Origin of the sequence: Nonomuraea sp. NPDC049624 (genome assembly GCF_040675255.1) — a bacterium.
Classification (GTDB): domain Bacteria; phylum Actinomycetota; class Actinomycetes; order Streptosporangiales; family Streptosporangiaceae; genus Nonomuraea.
On sequence record NZ_JBFAOR010000002.1, the window covers coordinates 152745 to 166405 of the forward strand.

Consider the following 13661-nt stretch of genomic DNA (forward strand, 5'->3'; position numbering starts at 1 on the left):
GCTAACGGTCCAGGCGCTGGTACAGGCGGACGGACAGGACGAAGAACACGACGGTGATCGCCACCGGCCACAACACCGCCATCGTCACGGCGTGCTCGGCCACCCACGAGTCGCCGCCCCAGCCCGGGTTGCCGAACAGCTGCCTGGTGGCGGCGACCGTGGAGGACAGCGGGTTCCACTCCGAGATCGCGCCCAGCCAGCCGGGCATGGTGCCGGGCGCGACGAAGGCGTTGGACAGGAAGCCGATCGGGAACTCCAGGGTTTGGATCGCGACCACCGCGCCCGGCTCGCGGGTGAGCAGGCCGAGGTAGATGCCCGCCCACAGCAGGGCGAAGCGCAGGAGCAGCAGCAGGCCGATCGCGCCAAGCGCGCCCCCGGCGGAGGCCGGCCGCCAGCCCACCGCCAGGCCGCACAACAACAGCCCGCCCAGGATCAGGACCGAGTTGAGCAGGTCGGCCACCGCCCGCCCGGTCAGCACGGCCGAGGGCGCCATGGGCATCGACCGGAAACGGTCGGTGACGCCCTTGGACACGTCGGACGAGACGGCCACCATGGTGGAGCTCAGGCCGAAGAGCATCGTCATGCCGTACATGCCGGGCATGAGGAAGGCGAAGTAGTCGGCCCCGGCGGGCACCTCGACCGCGCCGCCGAACAGGTAGCCGAAGGCCAGGGTGATCACCACGGGGAAGAGCACCCCGAAGACCAGCGTCATGGGCTGGTTGGCCCAGTGGATCAGGTCGCGGCGGGCGACGGTCCAGCCGTCGGCCAGCGCCCATCTGAGTGCGGTCATCGATCGCCTCCCACGGTCGTCAGGTTCAGGAAGACCTCGTCGAGGGTCGGCCGGCGCAGCGCGACGTCGGCGGCCTCGATGCCGGCCGCCGCCAGCGCGGGCAGGACCCGGGTGAGCGCGCTCACCCGGTCGCCCACCGGGGCGCTGACGTGCCGGGTGTCCCGGTCGATCTCGGCGGGGCCCGCGGAGGCCCCCGAGAGGATCGCTGCCGCCTCGTCGAGCCGCGCCGGGTCGTTGATCACCACGTCGAGCCGGTCGCCGCCGAGCTTGGACTTCAGCTCCTCCGGCGTGCCCTCGGCCACCAGCCGGCCCGAGTCGATCACCGCGACGCGGTCGGCGAGCTGGTCGGCCTCCTCCAGGTACTGCGTGGTCAGCAGCACGGTCGTGCCGCCCGCGACCAGCTCGCGCACCGCGTTCCAGATCCCGGCGCGGCTGCGCGGGTCGAGGCCGGTGGTGGGCTCGTCGAGGAAGAGCACGGGCGGCGCGAGGATCATGCTCGCGGCCAGGTCGAGCCGGCGGCGCAGGCCGCCGGACAGCTCCTTGGCCGGGCCGTCGTGCCCGGTCAGGCCGAAGCGCTCCAGCAGCTCGGCGGCCCTGGCGCGGGCGGCCGGCGCGCTCAGGTGGTGGAGGCGGCCGAACAGCTCCAGGTTCTGCCGGCCGGTCAGGATCTCGTCCACGGCCGTCTGCTGGCCGACCAGGCCGATGGCGGCGCGCACCCGGCGGGGCTGGGCCGTCACGTCGAAGCCGGCCACCTCCGCCCGGCCGGCCGAGGGGCGCAGCAGCGTGGTGAGGATGCGGACGGCGGTGGTCTTCCCGGCGCCGTTGGGCCCGAGCAGGCCGTAGACGGTGCCCGCGGGCACGTCGAGATCGACGCCGTCGAGCGCCGTCTTCGAGCCGTAGGTCTTGCGCAGGCCCTGGGCGAGCACTGCGGACATGGCCACCTCCCTATCGAATCGTACGGCGTACCGTACAGCATACGCTCGACGCACGCAACCGTACGGTGTACCGTACGAGGGTGACTGTTGAGTACCCGGGCAAGGGCGACCCGGCCCGCAGCCTCGCGCTGCTGTGGCGGACGAGCGAACGGGCCAGCCGCAAGGGCAAGCCGGAGCTGAGCGTCGAGCGCATCGTCCGCGCCGCCATCGACGTGGCCGACGCCGAGGGGCTGGCGGCGCTGTCCATGCGCCGGGTGGCCGAGAAGCTGGGCGTGGGCACGATGTCGCTCTACACGTACGTGCCCGGCAAACCCGAGCTGCTCGACGTCATGCTCGACACCGTCTACGGCGAGACCGCCCGCCCCGAGGACGTGCCGGGCGGCTGGCGGGCCCGGCTGGAGCTGATCGCCCGCGAGAACTTCGCCCTCTACCTGCGCCACCCATGGCTGCTCCAGGTGGCGGCGAGCCGCCCGGTCCTCGGCCCCAACGTCACCGCCAAGTACGACTACGAGCTGCGCGCCATCGACGGCATCGGCCTGACCGACCTGGAGATGGACTCGGTGATCACGCTGGTCACCGGCTTCGTGCACGGCACCGCGCGGGGCGCGGTGGAGGCGGCCCAGGCCGAGAGCCAGACCGGCATGACGGACGTGCAGTGGTGGGCCGCGCACGCGCCCTTCCTCAGCCGGATCTCCGACCCGGCCATGTTCCCCACGGCCTCGCGCGTCGGCCAGGCGGCCGGGGAGGCGCTGCAGGCCGCCTACAGCCCCGAGCACGCCTTCGAGTTCGGCCTCCAGCGTGTGCTCGACGGCGTCGAGGTGCTGGTGGACAGCCGGTCAGCGGGCTGACAACGCCTGCTCGTAGGCCAGCAGGGTGCGCACGAACGTCTGCCGCTCCTGCGGCGTCAGCGGGTCGAGCGCGGCCCGCCAGGCCGTGGCGCCGTAGCCGAGCCATTCGGTGATCGCCTCCTGGTGGGCCGGGGCGATGCTGACGATCGTGCGGCGGCGGTCGGCGTCGTCCTCGCGGCGTTCCAGCACGCCCTTCCTGCTCAGCTCGCCCACCATCAGGCTCACGGTGGCCGGCGCCACCTCCAGGCGCCCGGCCAGCTCGTTGACCGTGGTCGGGCCGTCGAACAGCAGGTAGGCCAGCATCGACAGGTGCCGGGGGGCCAGCGACAAGGACCGCAGCGCCTCGGGCACCTTGAGCCGCTTGGCCCGGCCCACCATGCGCGGCATCAGGAGCAGCAGCGTCCTGATGCCTTCGTCCACGCTCAAGCCGTCGGTTGACATCGCCAATACCTTGCTGTCTAAATTAGCTTTGTTCACAAAGCTAATTTGTCGTCGTCTGAGCAAAGGATAGTGACATGGACGAGCGGGTGCGGGCCTTCGGCGACGAGCTGGTCAAGGTGCACGACTGGTTCAGGGGCGAGCTGGCGAAGCTGCGCGCGGGCGGGGCCGTCACCGACGACCTGCGGGCCCACTGCCTGACCTTCTGCGCCGCGCTGAGCTTCCACCACTCCGGCGAGGACCGGGTGGCGTTCCCGTTCCTGGAGGGCACGCGCCCGGAGCTGAAGGAGGCGCTCGACCGGCTGCGCCGCGAGCACGAGGTGATCGCGGCACTGGTCGAGGAGCTGCGGGCGGCGAGCGACCCGGCGGCGATCGAACGCGTCGCCGCCGAGCTGGAGAGCCACTTCGACGTCGAGGAGCGGGCGCTGGTGCCCGTGCTCAACTCGCTGGAGAGCGTCCCGTGGGCGGTCGGCGGCTAGCGGACGGGCGCCGCGCGCAGCCGTACGACGTGCTCGACCAGCGAGATCAGCGTCGTCTTGACCGACTCGCGGTTGCGCGCGTCGGTGCGCACGATCGGCACGTGCGAGCCCAGCGCGAGCGCCTCGCGCACCTCGTCGTCGGTGTGCGGGAACTGCCCGTCCCAGCCGTTGATGCCCACCACGAACGGCAGCTTGGCCTCTTCGAAGTAGTCGATGGCGGGGAAGCTGTCGGCCAGGCGGCGGGTGTCGAGCAGCACGACCGCGCCGATGGCGCCGCGGACCAGGTCGTCCCACATGAACCAGAACCGGTGCTGTCCGGGCGTGCCGAACAGGTACAGGATCAGGTCGCGGTCGAGCGAGAGCCGGCCGAAGTCCATGGCGACGGTGGTGGTCTGCTTGTTCGGCGTCAACCCGAGGTCGTCGATGCCCGCGGACGCGTCGGTCATCACCGCTTCCGTGGTGAGCGGGAGGATCTCGGACACCGCCCCCACGAACGTCGTCTTGCCGACGCCGAACCCACCAGCGACGACGATCTTCGTCGAAGTGAGCCCGGGGCTAGAGCCTGCGAAGTCCACTGAGCACCCTTTCGAGCATGTTGAGGTCTGGCTGTCCCTGGCTGAGGCGTGGCTGGTGCAGGCGGACGAGACCTTCGTCTGACATGTCCGCCACTAGCACCCTCGCCACGCCCAGCGGGACGCGGAGCAGGGCCGAGATCTCGGCGACCGACCGGAACGTCCTGCAGAGCTGCATGATGGCCTCCTGCTCGGGGGTGAGCATGGCCATCTCGTCGTCCGGGATCGACATCGACGAGATCAGCGTCTCCATCGCGAGGTGATACCGCGGCTCGGAACGGCCGCCGGTCACCGCGTAAGGACGGAACAGGGGCTCGTCGTCCCCGGTCCCGTCACTGCCGTACACGGCCCTCTCCCATCAGTTCCATCACATCACCGGGTCCTGGCGGCCTGGAGTTCGGCGCGCAGGGCCGGCGTGAGCGCCTGTCCCGCTCTGTCTACCAGCAGCGTCATCTGGTACGCCACCAGCCCCATGTCACAATCAGGACCCGCCAGCACCGTGAGCACGGAGCCGTCGCTGATCGCCATGACCAGGAGCAGCCCGCGCTGCATCTCGACGACCGTCTGCGACACCGCGCCGCCCTCGAACACCCTGGACGCGCCCACCGTCAGGCTCAGCAGACCGGCGGAGACCGCCGCGAGCTGGTCGGCCCGGTCCGGCGGGAAACCCTCGGAGGCGGCCAGGCACAGGCCGTCCGCCGAGACGACGACGGCGTGCGCGACCCCCGGGGTGTTGCGCACGAAGTCGGTGATCAGCCAGTCGAAGCGGTGCGCTTCATGGCTCAGCGTTGTCACGCATCCTCCCCAGCGGGACGCTTACTCACTCTGTTCCTCCTGTCCACGTACTTCCTGGCGGCCCCGTCGCACACCCTTCTGGTAACTGGCCATGCGGCTGCGCATCCGGTCGGCTGAGACCGGTGGCGCCGGCGGCGGCGACTGCTGAGCCTGCTGCTGAGCGGGCTGGCTGGCCGTGCCGGGGACCAGATTGGCCTTGGGGGTGCGCTTGGGGAGCCCCGCGGCGGTCACGCCGCCGAGGCTGGGCTCGCTGGCTTTGGCCGCCGCACGCCAACCGGCGTCCGCGGCCGTCTGCCACGCTTCCTCCCCAGAGGGTACGGCTTGCGCGGGCCTCGCCTCACCGCCGTTCTCGCCGGACGAGGGCGCCTCGGGCGCCGACTCCCCCGGCGGCCTGCGGAACCACGCGGACTCCACCGACGCGAAGATCGGCAGAAACTCCTCCTGCTCCGGCTCCATCGGCGAGACGTCCACCGAGGGCGTCGGATCGGGACGACGCACGTCGTTCGTCCCGTAGTTGGTCGCGTACGGCGGCGGCGTCGGGAACGTCCCGCCGCTCGCCGGGTACGACGGGAACGAGCCGGTGCCCGACGACAACGACGGGTAGGCCCCGGAGTCGAACGAGGACGGCTGCCGCCGGTAGGAACCGCCGTCGGTGTCGGCCGTGAAGCCGTTGACCGGACCGCCCGGGTCGGAGTTGAACGCCCCGAGCCCGTGCCGGGGCGCGGGCGGCGGCGGGTTGTCGAAGGACGGCGGCCCGGAGGGAGCGCTGTTGAAGGCTCCCGAGGGCGCCGAAGGCCCGGTGCCGAACCTGGCCGGGTCGCCCGGAGCCGGCCTGGCCCCGTTCGCCTCGACCGAGTCGAAGCTGCCGAACGACCGGAACGAGCCGTTCGGCGTGGGCGGCGGCACCGTCCCGCCGCCGAACGCCGGGCGCTGCGGCAGCGGCTGCTGCATGTTGTCGGCGATCAGCGTGGGCGGCAGCAGCACCATGGCGATCAGGCCGGTGCCCTCGCCCTTGCGCAGCTGCACCCGGATGCCGTGGCGCAGCGCCAGCCGGCCGACCACGAACAGGCCCATGCGGCGGGAGACCGACACGTCCACGACCGGCGGCTCGGCCAGGCGGCGGTTGGCCTCGGCCAGCTCCTCCTCGGTCATGCTGATGCCGGAGTCGCTCACCGACAGCAGCGCGCCGCCGCCCTCGATGAGGCTGCTGGAGACCAGGACCTGGGAGTTGCTCGGGGAGAACTGGATCGCGTTCTCGACCAGCTCGGCCACCAGGTGGACGAGGTCGTTGGCGGCGCTGCCCTGCACGGACGTGGCCCGGTGGACCTTGACCTGGACGCGCTCGTAGCCCTCGACCTCCGACAGCGCGGCGCGCACGACGTCGACCAGCTTGGCCGGCTGGCTGCGCCGGCGGGTGGCCTCGTGGCCGGCGAGGACCAGCAGGTTCTCCGAGTTGCGGCGCATGCGGGTGGCCAGATGGTCGAGCTTGAACAGGTCGGCCAGCCGGCCGCCGTCCTGCTCGCCCTTCTCCAGGCCGTCGATCAGCGAGATCTGCCGCTCGACCAGCGTCTGGGTGCGGCGCGAGAGGTTGACGAACATCGAGCTGATGTTGCTGCGGAGCTCGGCCTCCTCGCCGGCCAGGCGCACGGCCTGGCGGTGGACCTGGTCGAAGGCCCGCGCGACCTCGCCGATCTCGTCCTGGCCCTCGACCTCGATCGGGCGCACCTCGGTGCTGGCCTCGCCCGAGACGCGGAGCTGGCGGACCACGTCGGGGAGCCGGAAACCGGCGATCTCCAGGGCCTCCGTGCGCAGCCGGCGCAGCGGGCCGACCATCGAACGGGCGATGGCCACGGTGAGCAGCAGCACGATCAGCAGCAGCGCCAGGATCAGCACACCGGCGATGATGGCGTTGCGGATCTCGGACTCGCGCAGCTCCTGGCTGCGCAGGTTCACCTTGTCGGCGAGGTCCTTCTCGATCTCGTGCAGGACGCCGATCGCGACCTTGTTGTCGTTGAACCACTGCTCGCGGGCGTTGGACCGGGAGGAGATCAGGTTGTCGGCGATCCGCACGCCCGGGGCCCGGCCGCTGGCCAGGGTGACCGCGCGGGCCTTGGTGAGCTGGACGTTGACGTACTCGTTCTTGCCGGTCAGCAGCTTGGACAGCTGCAGGCCGATCTCGACGCCGGCCTCGGCGCCCACGGTGGCGATGTCGCTCTGCTCGCGGGCGTTGGAGGCGATGAACCGCTCGACCTCCTTGGCGTCGACGCGCTCGACGTTGTAGGAGTTCTTCAGCAGCTGCACGCGCTGGCGGGACATCTCCTCCTTGGCCTGCGCGAGCGCGCTCAGGGCGCGGAAGTGGCCGATGATCTGGGAGTCGTCCGACAGCAGCGCGAGCTCGTCGTGCAGCTTGAGCAGGGTGTCGGTCAGGAAGTCGTACCGGATGGTGTCGGCCTGGCCCTCGGCGCGGATCTTGGACAGCCGGTTGAGGTCGTACTTGGCCTGGCCGGCGGCCTTGACGACGCGATCGCCGTAGGACCCGTCCATGGTGTCGAGGTCGGCGCGGACGCTGGTGACCAGCTTGTCGACCGCGGCCTTGTACTCGGCGAGTTCGCCGGCCTTCGACTTGCGCAGCTTGGGATAGGCGCCGATCCAGCCCCCCGTGTCACGCTCCAGGCCGAGTGCCTGCACCAGGTCGCGGATCCGGCCGGCCTGCTCGGCCGCGGTGGCCGTGCGGTCGTAGTCGCCGATGCTCTGGACCGAGCCGACCACGCGCGCTCCCCCGAGCACGACGCCGGCGATGGTGGGCACGAGGATGAGCGCCGTCAGACGCCATCTCACGCGCCAGTTCCGCAGGCCGAGGCGAGGCAGCGACCGCTTCCCGCGGTCCCGCCTCGCGGCATGGCCGCTGTCGGAGTTCCCCGTGATCACTGCTTTCGCTACCCCTCAATCGTCCCGTGCAACGACGGGTGTCAAAGCCGTCCACAAGGTATCCGCAGCATCCGACTTAACAGGCATTTCGGACACAATCGTTACATATGTGACCGACAGTTGTTCACTGTTGGTTATCGCAGTGCGGCCAGCACCTGATCGCGGACTTGAGCTCGCTGCGCGCTGTCGCTGAGGGGGCGACCGGCGCGGTCCACGACATAGAAGACGTCCACCGCCTCCGCGCCGAGAGTCTCCACGCGGGCGGCTCTCACGTCAAGACCGCACTCCCCGAACGCCCGTCCGATGCGCCACAGGAGCCCCGGCCTGTCATGGGCCCTGACTTCCACCACGGTGGCCGTCGCGGAGGCGTCGTCGACCAGTGTCACCCGAGGTGGAGCCACAGGTACCCGCGGCGCCCGCACGGACCTGGCCCGGCGGGCCAGCCGCTGCTCGATGTCAAGACGCCCGGCAAGGACCAGGCGGAGGTCGGCTTCCAGGGTGGCGGGGTCGGGCGGCGAGCCGTACTCGGGCACGACGGCGAACTCGATCACCGCCGTGCCGCCGGCCGAGGCCGCCGACGCCGAGCGCACGACCATCCGGTGGGCGGCCAGCACCCCGGCGGCGCTCCACAACAGCCCGGCCCGGTCGGGCGCGACGACGGTGACCGCCCCGCCGTTGACGCGCACCGCGCCGCCGCCGTGCCGGGCCAGCGCCGCCTGCTCGGGCGGGATCGAGGGCGCCTTGGGCGGCGGCGCGCCCGACAACACCGACCTGACGCGGCGGACGAGGTCGGCGACCAGCCCGGCCTTCCAGGCGTTCCAGGCGGCCGGCCCGGTCGCGTTGCCGTCGGCGACGGCCAGCGCGGCCAGCAGGTCGAGCACCTCGCGGGAGCCGACCGTGGCGGCGACCTTCTCGATCGTGACCGGGTCGTCGAGGTCCCTGCGGGTCGCGGTCTCGGGCAGCAGCAGATGGTGGCGCACGACGGTGGCCAGCGTCTCGACGTCGCGGGCGGGCAGCCCCATGCGGCGGGCGAGGTCGCGGACCACGACCTCGCCCGTCGCCGAGTGGTCGCCCGGCCAGCCCTTGCCGATGTCGTGCAGGAGCGCGCCGATCAGCAGCAGGTCGGGACGGGAGACCTCGCGGGCGTGGCCGGCGGCGTTCGCGGCGGTCTCGATCAGGTGCCGGTCGACGGTGAAGCGGTGGATGGGGTTGCGCTGCGGACGGTGCCGCACGCGCTCCCAGTCAGGAAGCAGCTTGACAAGGACGCCCGCCTGGTCGAGCTCCTCCCACACCGGCACGGCGGCCCGTCCCGCGCCGAGGATCGACACCAGCGCGTCGCGCGCCTCCTCCGGCCACGGCACCGGCATCGAAGCCGACTGAGCAGCAAGGACGGACACCGTCGCGGGCGCCAGCGGCAGCCCCGAGCCGGCCGCCGCGGCGGCGGCCCGCAGCACCAGGACGGGGTCCTTGCGCGGGTCGGCGCCCCTGGCCAGCACCACCTCGCCGCCGTGCTCGACCACGCCGTCGGCCAGCGGACGGCGCCCGCGCGGGACCGGCCCTGACAGCAGCCTGTCAACCGTGCGCCAGGTGGCGTCGAAGGCGTGGGAGACGGTCCGGCCCGCCTCGGCGAGCCGGCGCATGAGGGCCTCGGCGTCCAGCAGGCCGAGCAGCCCGGCCACCGCGTCCTGCTCCTGGAGCACCAGCCGGTCGGCGCCACGCGCGGTGACGACGTGCAGCGCGTGCCGCACGTCGAGGATGAACTCGTGGGCCTCGCGCGCCCGCGGTCCCGGCGCCGAGGCGACCCACGCCGCCGCCACGGCCTGCATCGCCTGGACGTCGCGCAGCCCGCCGCGGCCGTCCTTGAGGTCGGGTTCGAGGAGGAAGGCCAGCTCGCCGCTGACCTGCGCCCGCCGGTCGGCCGACGCGCGCAGCTCGGCCAGCCTGCGCCGCGAGTCGGCCCGCCACTCGGCCAGCACCGCCTCCCTGGCCCTGCGGGTCAGCTCCGGGTCGCCGGCGACGTGCCTGGCCTGGATGAGGCCGAGCACGGCCTTGAGGTCCTGCCCGGCCACGGCCACGGCCTCGGCCACGGTCCGCACGGAGTGGTCGAGGCCGACGCCGGAGTCCCAGATCGGGTACCAGATGCGGTCGGCGATCCGCGCCACGTCGGCCCGCCCGTCGTGCAGCAGGACCAGGTCCAGGTCGCTGCCGGGGGCCGGCTCGCCGCGGCCGAGACTGCCGACGGCGACCAGGGAGACCTGGTCGCCGTCGCTCGCCGTCCTGAAGAGGTCCTTGAGCCAGCGGTCGGTGTCCGCGGTCCGCTCCTTGCGGGCCGCGGCGTACGAGCGCGCCTCTCCTCTCACAGGGCCTCCGGCCCTCGCTCTCCGGTGCGTACGCGCACGGCCGTGTCGACGGGCACGGACCAGACCTTGCCGTCGCCGATCTTGCCGGTGTGCGCCGCCTTGACGATGACGTCGATGACGTCCTCGGCGTCGTCCTCCTCGGTCAGCACCTCCAGGCGCACCTTCGGCACCAGGTCCACCTGGTACTCGGCGCCGCGGTAGACCTCGGTGTGGCCGCGCTGGCGGCCGTAGCCGCTGGCCTCGCTGACCGTCATGCCCTTGATGCCGAACTGCTCCAGCGCCGCCTTGACGTCGTCGAGCTTGAACGGCTTGATGATCGCGGTGATGAGCCTCATGCCTCCACCTTCTTGGGAGCCGGTGCCGGGGTGAGGGGACCGTTCGGGGTGGTCACGCCGGAGGCGTAGACCGTGCCGAGGTCGTACCCGGTCTCGGCGTGCGTGGTGACGTCGATGCCGGTGAGTTCGTCCTCGGCGGGGATGCGGAAGCCCATGGTCCTGTCGATGAGCTTGCCGACGATCCAGGTGGCGGCGAACGAGTAGCCGCCGATCGCGACCGGGCCGAGCACCTGCAGCCCGAGCTGGCCGAGGCCGCCGCCGTAGAACAGGCCCTTGCTCTGCTGGTCGAGGAAGGGATAGGCGGCCAGGAAGCCGAGCGAGACGGCGCCGATGACGCCGCCGACCAGGTGCACGCCGACCACGTCGAGCGAGTCGTCGAAGCCCAGCCGGTACTTCAGTCCGACGGCGTAGGCGCAGACGGCCCCGGCGGCCAGGCCGATGACCATCGCGGCCCACGGGTCCACGAAGCCGCAGGCCGGCGTGATGGCGACCAGGCCGGCGACCGCGCCGGAGGCGACGCCGAGGCTGGTGGCGTGGCCGTCGCGCAGCTTCTCCACGACGAGCCAGGCCCCGGCCGCGACCGCCGTGGCGATCTGCGTGTTCATGAACGCGAGACCGGCGGTGCCGTCCACGGCCAGCTCGGATCCGGCGTTGAAGCCGAACCAGCCGAACCACAGCAGGCCCGCGCCGAGCAGGACCAGCGTGAGGTTGTGCGGCCGCATCGGCTCCTTGCGCCAGCCCTGGCGCTTGCCGATCACGAGGGCCAGGGCCAGGGCCGCCGCGCCGGCGTTGATGTGCACGACGGTTCCGCCGGCGAAGTCCTCGATGCCCATGGTGTTGAGCCAGCCGGTGCCCCACACCCAGTGGGCGACCGGGAAGTAGACCACGGTGGCCCAGATGACGCTGAACAGGATCCACGCGCCGAACTTCGCCCGGTCCGCGATCGCGCCGCTGATCAGGGCGACGGTGATGATGGCGAACGTCAGCTGGAAGGCCGAGAAGACCAGGCTCGGCATGCCGGTGCCGTCGTCCTTGGTGGCCGTCTCCACCAGGCTCTGCAGGCCCAGGGCGTCGAAACCGCCGACGACGTTGTTCAGCAGCGAGCTGCCGTTGTCGGTGAAGGCGAGCGAGTGCCCGAACAGCACCCAGGCCACGGTGACCGTGATGATGGCGCCGAAGGACATCATCATCATGTTCAGGACGCTCTTGGCCCTGGTCATGCCCCCGTAGAAGAACGCGAGACCCGGAGTCATCAGCAACACCAGCGCGGTGGCCGCGAGCATCCAGGCTGTGGTGCCGCTATCGATCTTCACGACGCGACCCTCCTTACGTGTGACGTGTTGCCACAGCGTGTTCGGCCGGGGTTTCGTGCCTCGACCTGCAGTGTTTCGCGCCGGTGAATCTCGCCGGCGCGGTGTTTCGGGTAGGTTTCGGCCCCTTCACACGCGCCGATCCGGCCATGAGATACTTAGGCTTGCCTAACCTAATAGATCAAGGAATCCCTCATGCGTCTCCGGCTTCTGGCCCTGCTCCCCGTCCTCGCTCTGGCCGCCTGCGGCACCTCGACCGGCACGGAGGACGCCGGCCCCACCCGGACCGTCAAGCACGCCATGGGCGAGACGAAGGTGCCGATGACCCCCAAGCGGGTGGTCGTGCTCGACACCGACAAGCTGGACACGATGGTCTCCCTGGGGATGGCCCCCGTCGGCGCGGCCCAGGCGGGCGAGAACCAGACCTGGCCGGAGTACCTCGGCTCGGCGTTGTCGGCCACCAAGCCGGTCGGCACGCTCCAGCAGCCCAACATCGAGGCCATCATGGCGCTCAAGCCGGACCTCATCCTCGGCTCGAAGTTCCGCCAGGCCGCCTTCTACGACAAGCTCAGCAAGATCGCGCCGACCGTGTTCACCGAGAAGGTGGGCGTCACCTGGAAGGAGAACTTCCTGCTGGACGCCGACGCCCTGGGCAAGAAGGAGCAGGCGTCCGGGCTGCTGTCGGCCTACGAGCAGCGGGCCGGGGCGCTGGGCGGGAAGTTCGGCAAGCTGTCGGTGAGCATCGTGCGCTTCATGCCCACCGAGATCCGCATGTACGGCCCCGAGTCGTTCAGCGGCATCGTGGTCGCCGACGCCGGCGTCCAGCGGCCTGAGGCCCAGCGCCTGGCCGACCAGGACGACAAGCGCTTCGGCAAGCTGAGCCAGGAGAACATCGCCAAGGCCGACGGCGACGCCGTCTTCTTCAGCGCCTACGGCGAGGCCGCCGCCAAGTCGCAGGCCACGGTGACCGGCGGCCCGCTGTGGAAGAACCTGGCCGCGGTGAAGGCCGGCCACGCCCACGACGTGGACGACGAGATCTGGATGACCGGCATCGGCGTCACCGCCGCCGGCAAGATCCTCGACGACCTGGAGAAGTACCTCAGCCCGCTGGCCTGACCCGGTCGCCCCGGGCGATCCGGCCGGGGCGCAGCACCCGCGCGTAGACGCCCGCGCACGCCTGGAGCCCGGCCTCCAGCACCTGGACCCGGTTGTGCCGGGCCACCACGCGCAGCGCCTCGGTGTCGCGGCCGAGCCCGCCGTGGGCGAGCGTCGGCACCGCGCAGCGTGGGCTGGCCACGATGACCTGGAGCACGACCTCGTCCCCGACGTGCAGCTCGCGTCCCACCCAGTCGTTCTCCACGAAGCCCGCCGCGTCCGTCCTGATGACCAGGTTGGGCCGGTAGCGGAGGGCTTCGACGTGCCCTCGCGGGCTGAGCTCGCCGATGCGGTCGATCGTCGAGGTGGAGATCAGGTGCAGGGGCGCGAAGTCGAAGAAGGTGCCCTGCGGCGAGGCCCCGCCGAGTGTGCCCACCGTGTACGGCACCTCCGCCTCGATGCCCTCGGCCAGCACCCGCTCGGGCACCGACCGCTCCAGCTCGGCCCCCTCCGGCGGCACGTCGATCAGCCGCACCTCGCGGCCGAGCAGCTTCGACAGCTCCTCGTCCCCCGGCGCGCGGGCGCCTTCGACGGTCAGCAGGTCGCGCCAGAGCCGCGGGTTCTTGGCACTGGCGATCTTCCCCGTGGCGACGTCGAGCACCGCCCGGGCCCGGTCGCCGGCCAGGCCGCGCTCGGTCACCTCGCTCTCGGCGACCTCCTCGCCCAGCATCGACTTGACCGGGTAGCGGCGCAACGTCTCGACATGCATGATCGAG

The 13661-nt window shown here is 71.7% G+C and carries 14 protein-coding genes; 3 read left to right on the top strand and 11 right to left on the bottom strand.

Annotated features, from left to right (window positions below; all coding sequences use genetic code 11):
- Position 1 precedes the first annotated feature (1 nt).
- Both AB0J76_RS06950 and AB0J76_RS06955 read right to left on the bottom strand, forming a co-directional pair.
- Entirely contained in the window at positions 2-790 is a 789-nt protein-coding gene (locus AB0J76_RS06950) for an ABC transporter permease (RefSeq protein WP_352321422.1), read from the bottom strand.
- A complete protein-coding gene (locus AB0J76_RS06955) occupies positions 787-1725 on the bottom strand; it encodes an ATP-binding cassette domain-containing protein (RefSeq protein ID WP_352321420.1) in 939 nt (312 codons plus the stop codon). The genes AB0J76_RS06950 and AB0J76_RS06955 overlap by 4 nt, the downstream gene beginning before the upstream one ends.
- 80 nt (positions 1726-1805) lie before the next feature.
- Here AB0J76_RS06955 and AB0J76_RS06960 point away from each other — a divergent pair, with 80 nt between their 5' ends.
- Positions 1806-2573, top strand: coding sequence for a TetR/AcrR family transcriptional regulator (locus tag AB0J76_RS06960; RefSeq protein WP_352321418.1), 768 nt, complete (start codon positions 1806-1808; stop codon positions 2571-2573).
- On the opposite strand, the gene AB0J76_RS06965 is transcribed toward AB0J76_RS06960, so the two are convergent.
- Positions 2562-3014: a MarR family winged helix-turn-helix transcriptional regulator gene (locus AB0J76_RS06965; RefSeq protein WP_352321416.1), complete on the bottom strand. Its 453-nt coding sequence runs from the start codon at positions 3012-3014 to the stop codon at positions 2562-2564. The two genes, AB0J76_RS06960 and AB0J76_RS06965, sit on opposite strands and share 12 nt — an antisense overlap.
- A gap of 74 nt (positions 3015-3088) precedes the next feature.
- On the opposite strand from AB0J76_RS06965, the gene AB0J76_RS06970 reads away from it, so the two are divergent.
- Complete coding sequence (locus AB0J76_RS06970; protein ID WP_352321415.1) at positions 3089-3490, top strand: hemerythrin domain-containing protein; 402 nt, start codon at positions 3089-3091, stop codon at positions 3488-3490.
- Here AB0J76_RS06970 and AB0J76_RS06975 read toward each other — a convergent pair.
- The 7 genes from AB0J76_RS06975 to AB0J76_RS07005 all read right to left on the bottom strand — a co-directional run bounded on the left by AB0J76_RS06975 (position 3487) and on the right by AB0J76_RS07005 (position 11793).
- Positions 3487-4065 carry an ATP/GTP-binding protein gene (locus AB0J76_RS06975; RefSeq protein ID WP_352321413.1) on the bottom strand — a complete coding sequence of 193 codons (579 nt, stop codon included), beginning with the start codon at positions 4063-4065 and terminating at the stop codon, positions 3487-3489. The genes AB0J76_RS06970 and AB0J76_RS06975 overlap by 4 nt on opposite strands.
- Entirely contained in the window at positions 4046-4408 is a 363-nt protein-coding gene (locus AB0J76_RS06980) for a DUF742 domain-containing protein (RefSeq protein ID WP_125631446.1), read from the bottom strand. The genes AB0J76_RS06975 and AB0J76_RS06980 overlap by 20 nt, the downstream gene beginning before the upstream one ends.
- 26 nt (positions 4409-4434) lie before the next feature.
- Positions 4435-4857 (bottom strand): roadblock/LC7 domain-containing protein, encoded by a 423-nt coding sequence (locus AB0J76_RS06985; protein WP_185844483.1) that lies wholly within the window; start codon positions 4855-4857, stop codon positions 4435-4437.
- A 21-nt stretch (positions 4858-4878) separates the two neighbouring features.
- A complete protein-coding gene (locus AB0J76_RS06990) occupies positions 4879-7695 on the bottom strand; it encodes a nitrate- and nitrite sensing domain-containing protein (RefSeq protein ID WP_352321410.1) in 2817 nt (938 codons plus the stop codon).
- A 224-nt stretch (positions 7696-7919) separates the two neighbouring features.
- Positions 7920-10145, bottom strand: a complete 2226-nt coding sequence (locus tag AB0J76_RS06995; RefSeq protein WP_352321408.1) for a [protein-PII] uridylyltransferase — start codon at positions 10143-10145, stop codon at positions 7920-7922.
- Entirely contained in the window at positions 10142-10480 is a 339-nt protein-coding gene (locus AB0J76_RS07000; RefSeq protein ID WP_352321406.1) for a P-II family nitrogen regulator, read from the bottom strand. The genes AB0J76_RS06995 and AB0J76_RS07000 overlap by 4 nt, the downstream gene beginning before the upstream one ends.
- Positions 10477-11793 carry an ammonium transporter gene (locus tag AB0J76_RS07005; RefSeq protein ID WP_352321404.1) on the bottom strand — a complete coding sequence of 439 codons (1317 nt, stop codon included), beginning with the start codon at positions 11791-11793 and terminating at the stop codon, positions 10477-10479. Before AB0J76_RS07005 ends, AB0J76_RS07000 begins: the two co-directional genes overlap by 4 nt.
- Positions 11794-11985: 192 nt before the next feature.
- On the opposite strand from AB0J76_RS07005, the gene AB0J76_RS07010 reads away from it, so the two are divergent.
- A complete protein-coding gene (locus tag AB0J76_RS07010) occupies positions 11986-12906 on the top strand; it encodes an iron-siderophore ABC transporter substrate-binding protein (protein ID WP_352321402.1) in 921 nt (306 codons plus the stop codon).
- Here AB0J76_RS07010 and AB0J76_RS07015 read toward each other — a convergent pair.
- Positions 12890-13654, bottom strand: a complete 765-nt coding sequence (locus AB0J76_RS07015) for an MOSC domain-containing protein (RefSeq protein ID WP_352321400.1) — start codon at positions 13652-13654, stop codon at positions 12890-12892. The two genes, AB0J76_RS07010 and AB0J76_RS07015, sit on opposite strands and share 17 nt — an antisense overlap.
- Positions 13655-13661 lie beyond the last annotated feature (7 nt).

Bases quoted from the DNA above. Each gene is read 5' to 3' on its own strand.
- AB0J76_RS06950 (WP_352321422.1), bottom strand. From the start codon at position 790: ATGACCGCACTCAGATGGGCGCTGGCCGACGGCTGGACCGTCGCCCGC.
- AB0J76_RS06955 (WP_352321420.1), bottom strand. From the start codon at position 1,725: ATGTCCGCAGTGCTCGCCCAGGGCCTGCGCAAGACCTACGGCTCGAAG.
- AB0J76_RS07000 (WP_352321406.1), bottom strand. From the start codon at position 10,480: ATGAGGCTCATCACCGCGATCATCAAGCCGTTCAAGCTCGACGACGTC.
- AB0J76_RS07015 (WP_352321400.1), bottom strand. From the start codon at position 13,654: ATGCATGTCGAGACGTTGCGCCGCTACCCGGTCAAGTCGATGCTGGGC.
- AB0J76_RS06965 (WP_352321416.1), bottom strand. From the start codon at position 3,014: ATGTCAACCGACGGCTTGAGCGTGGACGAAGGCATCAGGACGCTGCTG.
- AB0J76_RS07010 (WP_352321402.1), top strand. From the start codon at position 11,986: ATGCGTCTCCGGCTTCTGGCCCTGCTCCCCGTCCTCGCTCTGGCCGCC.
- AB0J76_RS06970 (WP_352321415.1), top strand. From the start codon at position 3,089: ATGGACGAGCGGGTGCGGGCCTTCGGCGACGAGCTGGTCAAGGTGCAC.